Here is an 8,832-nt window from a genome sequence, read left to right as displayed (position 1 = left end):
TGACGGTGACCGATGACAAAGGTGCGACTGACACCACGACGTTAACCATCACGATTACGGGCACGAACGATGCGCCAGTTGCGACAGCAGCGACGGCAGCGGTGCAAGAGGATGCGAGCGTATCTGGGACGGTTACGGCGTCGGATGTGGATCTACCAGCCGGTGCAAGCCTGACGTTCAGCACGACCTCAACGGCTACAGGCCTAACCTTCAACAGCGATGGTACTTACACGTTCGACGCGTCGTCTTACGACAGCTTAAGCGAAGGTGAGACACAAGCGATCGTCGTACCAGTGACGGTGACCGATGACAAAGGTGCGACTGACACCACGACGTTAACCATCACGATTACGGGCACGAACGATGCGCCAGTTGTATCAGGTAAACTTGTTGGCGCAGTGACTGAAGGCGATGTAGGTGATGTGATTACGACATCAGGTACGATCAGCATCAGCGATGTTGATGGGGATGACACCCCATCGTTCGCGAATACTACCGTAACAGGTAGCTACGGTAGTCTGACTCTGGTTGACGGTACGTGGACCTATACGCTGGACCAAACGAAGGTTCAAGAACTAGATGGTGCCAAAGGTATTCAGCTTGCAGATCAAGTTACAGACACGATAACACTGACGGCTGATGACGGCACGACTCAAGACATTGTCATAACCATTACTGGCACAGATGATGCTCCAGTAGTGAGTGGTGTCCACATTGGAACTGTAACCGAAGGCGACCTTCAGGACCTTGAGCAAACTAGTGGAACTATCACTATTAGTGATGTCGATGAAAATGATCAGCCTGAGTTTGAAGCTTTCAGCTATCCTAAAATTGGTACTTACGGTAGTTTAATTTTAAGTGAACAGGGTATATGGACGTATACTTTGGATCAGACTAAGGTCCAGGATCTTGATGATGGTGATGAGGTTACAGACACTATTACCCTAACTGCTACAGATGGTACGACTCAAGATATTGTCATCACTATCAAAGGCACAGACGACGCGCCTGAATTAACTAGTAATATTCCAGATCAAAATGTGAATGAGGGAGCCACCTTATCTATTGGTGCTGGAGCTGGCTCACTGTTAAGTTACTTTGAAGATCCACAGAATGATGGTCTTGAAGTCTCAGGCATTTCAATGAGTCTAACTGGAGCCAATGCAGTCAGCTCATATGTCGATGGGTTCTTAACATTAGAATCAGCAGAGTTTGGTACGCTTAAGGTTGCTTCAGACGGTAGCTACACCTATGAAGCACCTGTGATTGATCATACAAACTCGACTGATGACATTGAGCCTATATCATTTAGTTTTGAAGTTTCTGATAGCAATGGCAACAAATCCGAATGGACCACGGTCACTATCAATGTGAAAGACGTTGGTGTCGAATCAGAAGAAGACACGGGTACCTTAGGTCTGGATGTGACGGGTGAGACGGATCAGTCTATCGATGCTGATACAGCCCAAGGTAATGTGCTTGAGAACGATGCGCATGTTGATGACATCGAGGTGACGGGTGTTACTTATGATGGTGTACTGTACGAATTTGCTGAGAATGCCAGCAGTCTGGTTGTTGAAGCGGATACTGGTACATTGACTATTAATACAGATGGTAGTTACACATTTGAAGCGCGTGATTTCTCTGGTGACGAATCACCAACATGGAACAACGGCTTTACGTTACACGGTTTCGGTTATGGCTCTGCTTACGTTGATGCCGATACTGGGGCGCTTGATTTGAGTTTAGCGGATGCTACGGTCAATCAGACCAGCAAAGGCTTTGGCGTTAGTAGCGACGAAGAGGGTAATGGCAATAATAACCCAATTAATAACTCTGGGACTGGCGGCGAGACGCTAGTATACCAACTAGATACTGCCGCTGAGTCAATTGACTTTAAAGCCCACAACCTTAATGCCAATGATGAAGTATCCGTCGCAGCCTTTGATAAAGAGGGTAATCCGATTGCGGATGTCTCTTTCACAATCACAGGTAATGGTGATCACACATCTATTAACGTATCGACAGCAGGTTCTGTTGCAATCGCTGCGATTGCCTTTACGTTCCCTGTGAGTGCTGATCCTGATGATCAGTATCGTGTGGGTGATATTCAATCGATTGAGTACCCGAATCCTGAAATCGGTGAGACCTTCACTTACCATGTGAAAGATACTGATGGTGATACAAGCTCTGCCAATCTTGTTATTAGCCAAGGTGATGGTTTTATCAACCTGCAGGCTGATTACCAGAAGATTTTCGAAGATCCTCAGTCTCCAGCCACAGGCAATGTATTAACCAATGATAATGCTGCTGATGACGCGAAGCTTGGATCATTTGAGCTTGAAGGCACAACCTATACCTTCAGTGACACTCAGACTTCGTTTGAGGTTGATGTGGAGATTGAAGGTGCAGTAGTGGGCAAACTTGAAATGTCTGCAGATGGCTCGTACAGCTTTATGCCGACAGAGCATTGGTCTGGTAGCTTGCCTGAAGTGACTTACACCTTGAGCGAGTCAGGTGAAAGCTCGACCTTGAATATTGATGTAGAAGCCGTAGCGGATGCGCCAGTGTTTGGCGTGTCAGAAGGCTTGCATTATGCCGTTTGGCATAATGTCTATGCTCAGGACTTTAACGAAGATGGCATCATCGACTTTAATGGCTATGGTGCATCAGTCGAACAATTGCAACAGCTATTAAATTACACTGCATCGCTACGTGATTCAGATTCATCAGAAGTGTTACAAGCATTACCTGCTGATCTAAACATTGATACAGAAAATGGTCTGACAACAGGTGACTTAGGCGTTGCTTCTGCAATGATGTACTTCGAAGCTGGCAAAACCTATAGCTTCAGTGGTGAAATTGACGACAGTTTCTATGTTTCAATCGATGGCAACGTGATTGCTGATGGGCAGTGGAATTCACCAACAACTGAGTCTGGAGATAATGATATTAGCGGTGAGTTTACCGCGACTACTTCTGGGTTCCTGCCTGTTCATTTGGTATTCCATAACCAAGAAGGTAATGGCTTCCTAAATGTTAATGTCTCAGTAGACGGCGAAGATGCAGTTGCCTTGAACACAACCAACTTCGATCTACACCCAATTACCCTTGATGGTTCTTTCGTCTCTGGTGGTAATACACCAGATTACGAGTCAGATGTCGCTCAAGGTCTTACTATCACGACTTGGGAAAATATTACGATCGGCACACAAGATGGCCAAGGCGTGATACCTGAGCAGCTTGAGGAGACACTAGAGGGATTAGAAAGCTCCGATCCTACTTCTGGCCCAGAAGAGATCAGTGCCATCGATTCTACTTACCACACGCTTAACTCTGGTGATGTGGGTGTGCTGACTACTATCAAAGGCTATATCTACCTTGAGGCGGGTGTTAGTTATCAGTTCTCAGGACAGGCGGATGATAGTTTCTATATCAAGCTGGATGGCGATTTAAAGGCAACCGAGAAGTGGTCTAATGGTAGTGAGATTAATGGTCTCGACTTTGGTGTTACGACGGACGGTTTCTACGAAATTGAACTGGCTCACCATAATCAAAATGGCCCTGGTGGTTTCTCTGTCAATCTAAAAGTCGGCGGTGAAGAAAAGGCCATTAATACCGACAACTTCGAGCTATTCAGAACTGCTGAAGACATCATGAATGGTGCGTTGAACCCAACTTACAGTGGTGGCATTTACATCACACAAGGTTGGAACACTGGTGATGAAGGCACAGAAATTGCCCTTGAGCCGTTCTCTGTGCGTTTGCAAGACACCGATGGTTCTGAGTCTTTGTCGATGCAGGTTAAGAGTGATGCGCCAGCAGGAACAGTGTTGTCTGATGGCACTATAACTATCACGTTTAGTGGTAATGACAGTACGCTTACTGACATACCTGCAGGCTTTGACTTTAACCGTATGACTGTTGAGACACCGGATGGCTACACAGGTGGTTTTGAGCTTGAATTTATTGCGACTGCGACAGAAGGCAGCAATGATGATCAAGAATCAGCTAGCCATATCATCAACGTAACGGTTAATGAGGCACCACAAGAGCCTACTTTGGAACTTGAGCTTGACGCGCAGTCTGCAGCGGTTTCTGAAGAAGCATTGGAAAATGGTATTAAAGAAACCACTGGCGATGAGAATGATGTCATCACAGTACAGAAATCATTCACTGTTTCTGTAGAAGACGGTATGACACCGACACTAACGATCTTGGAACCACAAACAAGCTTCAAATCTGGCGGTGAGCCAGTGGTATGGAAGTCTATTAATGGTGATATGGTCGGAGTTGTAGAAGGTGCTGAAGGTGAGGATGACGTAGAAGTCATTCGCATTTCACTGTCTGAAGTGTCAGGTGGCTCAGCGTCTTACACAGTGACCTTGTCTGCTCCGGTGGATCATGCAGCGCCTGATAACGGCGGTTCGGTAGAAAACAAGCTTGATTTTGACTTTGATATTCAGTTGTCTGATGGAGTGAAAACCACTACGGCCACGGTCAACGTTGAAATTGAAGACGATACGCCTGCTCAAACGGTAGCAGTTGAGGGAGATCTAACCAGCACATCGACTGCTGCAACCTCTGTGTCAGTCAGTGCCATTGTGGGTGGCTTTAGTAACGTTTCCTTCGAGACAGTAGCCGACGAGTATGATCGTACTGAAGAGCTGGTAAATGATGATGACACATTGTTGGATGTCTTAACTTGGTCAGATAACTCTAATGTTGATACTTCCATCGGTTTAGTGGATAGCGCTAACCAAGCTGATGTTAATGTGGATAGCTACATTAGCTTAGGTGACTTCACTCACGTTAACAACGGCATCTTGACCCAGTACGCATCACTTGAAACGAGTAAGGTGAACTACAACTTTACGCTAACGATTGATGGCGTAGAGGTGAGTGTTTCTCTTGCTGCGGATGTAGAAATCGACGAGACATTGAATACTAACTCTGCCGATGATTCGGCGGACACAGTCCGTTTGTCAAACATGACGACTCAAGAAGTGGTAGTAAACGGTAGTACTTACAAAGTCTCTCTAGAAGGTTTCCAAGTTGAAGGGCAAGGATACATTTCCGATGCCTTAACGACGGGCGAAGGCGCAACAAGTAACGCAACCTTAGTCGCTAAAGTCGAAGTAGTAGAGTCTGCCAAAGGCTATGAAGACATTACCGGCACATTAACAGCTAGTAATGCATTTGGTGCTGATGGCGGCGCAGTTACAGCGCAAGTGATTGAAACATCCGATGGTAAATTGACGCTTGCAGCGGACGGTAGTTACAGCTTTACGCCAAGTGATGCTTTCTTAGCTAACATCCAAGATAAAGCTGAGTTAGTAGCCTCTTTTGACTACCAAGTGACCGACAATGACGGTGATAGCGTGACCGCTACGCTAAACATCACAGTGAATAACGATGAGCCGATGCTGAAGTCTGATAGCAACACCTTAAACGAGGACGAAACCCTTACGGTAACGGCCGATCAAGGTGTGCTTGCAAATGACTTTGGTGCGGATCTAGAAGTCACAAGCTTCACCTTTGGGGATAGCACTGCGGCTGCTGGTCAATCGATCACCTTGGCCGGTGAAGGCAAATTGACCATCAATGCAGATGGCTCTTACGAGTATGTGCCCACTCTTGATAAAGCGGGAACTGTTCCGGCGATCACTTACACAACCAATGCTGGCCTGACTGCCTCTTTAGCCTTGTCAGTCACAGCCGTGGCAGATGAACCGACACTTGAGGTAACGCTAGGAGAACCTTCAGCGGTTGGTTACTTCACGGCTGAAGATATTAATGGGCTTGGTTCTGAGAGTGGCAGCGGAATCGTAAACGATGAGACTAAATATGAAGAAGTTGGCAGTACTCGTACGTTAAGTTTTGGTAGTGCAAACGCAGGCAAAGAAGTGACTATTACCTTTGATGCAGAAGTCTCAGGCAGCTGGAATACTGGTACACGTTCAGATACTTTTGATATTCAAGCAAATGGTAGCTCTTTACTAACTGAGGGGCCGCTAACTTACAATTATGGCGATCGTGCTGAATCCTTATCTACGGATTATGATTACAGCTTTACTGCAACATTGGATGCGAATGGCGACATTGAATTGGACTTCTTGGTCGACAGTACGGATACGCTTGAGTTTGTTAACATCACCAACATCAAAGTAGAGTTGACTACCGCGCCGAGTTCTGTGTTGTACCCACTCACGATCAATGCGGTTGAAAACGACCAAGATGGTAGTGAAGTACTGACCTTTACAGTGTCTGGCGTGCCAACGGATGGACGCTTGGTGAACAGTAGTGGTGTCGAGTTTGAAAAAGACAGTGAAACTGGCTTCTACAAACTGGATGAAGAGGATATCGACGATGTTATCCTGAGCGTGCCATTTGGTCAGGAGGCGTTTAATCTAACGGTTAGCGCTACCTCTACGGACGGTGACTCTACCGCGACGGTAGAGCAAAACATCGCAGTAGATGCATTCAACTTCGCACCAGAAGCAAATGATGATGTGATTACTGTGTCTAATGGCTTACATGGCGAGTACTGGGGCTTTAGTCAGCAGATTGGGGATTTGGCGACGTTCAAAACTCAGCTTGCAACGAGAGACGCTGATGCAACGTTTGATGCCCAAACGATCAATTACACTAAAGGGTTGGGAACGTCACAAGGTGTCGGTTATGGCGATAATTTGCAGGCGTTCTTAGGCGATGACGCGGCGTCGTTAAGTAATAATCCTGCATCGATGCCTGACGGCGATGGCGGTATTCGTTTGTCAGGTGCGATTTACCTTGAACAGGGTACATATCAATTCAAAGTGAACGCTGATGATGGCTATGAGATTACTATCGACGGTGCCGTGGTGGCTAATCACTTCGAGCAGCAGTCTGAGACCGAAGATACGTTTGGTGTATTCGAAATAGCTGAGACTGGTTACCACAATATTGAAATGCTGTGGTTCGACCAAGGTGGTGATTACGTATTCCAGCCTGTACTTCGTGTTGAGGGGGGTGAATATCTGACGCTTGATAACTATGAATTACGTTCAAGTTCTAGCGAGTTTGCCACCCTAACTGAAGGTCAGTCTGTGGTGATTCAGTCAGAGGCATTATTGGCCAATGACACCGATGCTGAAAACGATACATTGTCGATTACAAGCATTGATAACGTGCAGCATGGTTACGCTTACCTAAATGGCGAAGGCAATATTGTCTTTGTGCCAGAAGCGAACTACACCGGTGGTGCATTGTTTGATTACACGATCACAGATGGCAATGGTAACTACGACACAGCGACAGCATCGTTGCAGATCAACGGTGATATGAGTGGTCAGGCGTCTGTTAACGTTAGGGTGACTCCGATCAATGTGCCTTCATCTTCTGATATTTGGGATGGTTTTGAAAATGGGCATGGTTTTGGTTTTAATGATTACTTGTCTTATGGAAGCAAGACTGTGACCTTTGCAGATTACGTGGGTGCTAGTGATGTTTACTTAGGCGGTAATGCGAATGGTGGTTCATTCATTAAAACAAATTTTGGCAGTGATCATATTCAAATTGCCGGTAATCTAGATGGCTTAATCTCGACTGGTGATGATGCCGATAAAGTAGTGGTTGGCTCTGTCAATGGTAATGGCACGATCAATACAGGCTCTGGTTCTGATTCTGTATATGTGAAGGGTAACCTTGATGGCAAGATTCAAACGGAGGCTGGTGATGATATCGTACGCATTGATGGCAACATCCAAGGAAAAGAATTAAATCTTGGTTCGGGTGATGATGTACTGTTTGTAAAAGGTATGGTCAATCATTTTGTTGATGCGGCTGTAAGCCCTGATCACGAAACGGATTCTGTGTACTTGGATGCTTACACTGCGCAGCAGTATGCTGAAAGTACGGAGCTTCAAGGGCATTTGGCAGAGTTCGATAATATCATCACTAAAGATGGTGTGGTTGTGAAAGGCAATGCTTTTGATACCAGCGCAGTAGCGGCTTTCAGTTACGCGCAGTTAGCCGTTAACATTGTTGGCCTAGATCAGGCAGAGGCGGCGACTAAAGTCACCATCTCTGGTATACCAGAGGATATTTCTGTGTCGCAAGATGGCGTTCTACTAGCACGCACGGGGACTGATTACGAAGTGGATGTGATCGATGGTGAGGTCTCTGGCCTGACCTTGATCCGCACAGGTAATACTCCGATCGATACCGATACCTTGGATGTAAAAGCGGTTGTTAGTACTAACGGCAATAATGACGGCATCATAGGTTCTTCTGATGAAGACGATAAAGTTGGCACCGGCGGTGATGACTATATTGAAGGTACGGCTGGCGAAGAGACGTTACTGGGTAATGCTGGTAATGACATCTTGTTTGGTGGTGAAGATGAGGCAGTGGATACTCTGATCGGCGGTGCCGGTGAAGATATCTTCGTGCTGCATAACGATACCGACCTATCTGATGACTTCACGCAAGACATTATCCAAGACTTCGATTCTTCGGAAGATGCCCTAGATATCTCGGATTTGTTAGATCTGCCGACAGATGTAGACTCTGCAGATATGGAGGCGGTGAAATCCTTCCTAGAAGCCAATGTCTCTGTGACGGAAGACGAAGCTGGTGTGAAACACTTGTCGATCGGTACGGATGACAGTACTAAGGAAGTGGCAACCTTCGGTTCTGACAGCTCATTTGATGCCGGTAATGCTTCAGATAATCTGACCGTTATCTTCAACAACCAAGAGTTCACGATTAACCAAGACGGTTAATCGTTACTCACAGCGTCAACCTAACAAAAGCCAGCTTGGAAAAGCTGGCTTTTTTATTGCCTAAGCG

The 8,832-nt window shown here is 46.2% G+C and carries 1 protein-coding gene; it reads left to right on the top strand.

Annotated elements, in window-relative coordinates:
- Positions 1-5 precede the first annotated feature (5 nt).
- Positions 6-8,765 carry a VCBS domain-containing protein gene (locus JQX58_RS05495; RefSeq protein WP_338040686.1) on the top strand — a complete coding sequence of 2,920 codons (8,760 nt, stop codon included), beginning with the start codon at positions 6-8 and terminating at the stop codon, positions 8,763-8,765.
- Positions 8,766-8,832 lie beyond the last annotated feature (67 nt).

The organism is Marinomonas ostreistagni (assembly GCF_016888445.1).
GTDB lineage: Bacteria > Pseudomonadota > Gammaproteobacteria > Pseudomonadales > Marinomonadaceae > Marinomonas > Marinomonas ostreistagni.
Note: the sequence above shows the minus strand (reverse complement) of the source record. Positions and strands in the feature narration are given on the sequence as shown.